1 protein-coding gene is annotated in these 234 nt (G+C 55.1%); it reads right to left on the reverse strand.

All coding sequences use genetic code 11. The features are described from left to right. A partial coding sequence (locus AF337_RS12880; protein WP_152971046.1) for a hypothetical protein occupies positions 1-234 on the reverse strand: 234 nt, incomplete at both ends.

Raw genomic sequence — 234 nt, forward strand, 5'->3', positions numbered from 1 at the left:
CATTCGTTTGTGGAGGAAATCGACAGCAAGCAGCGGAGCAAGTCTGGAAAGATCGTCGCCGATCGATTTGCATACTGTAGACAGCTTCTCCTCGAACTGGTCGATGTTGCGTGTCATGCCGTCCACGCGACGCTGCCTGTTCTGTCTTTCGGCGTAGCAGCGTGGGATTTCTTTCCAGACCTGGATTGCAGCCTCCGCCATCTCCAGGGTTGGAGCATTATCGAGGCCGAAAGC

The sequence above is a fragment of the Rhizobium ecuadorense genome (assembly GCF_001187535.1).
In the GTDB taxonomy this organism is placed as follows: Bacteria; Pseudomonadota; Alphaproteobacteria; order Rhizobiales; family Rhizobiaceae; genus Rhizobium; species Rhizobium ecuadorense.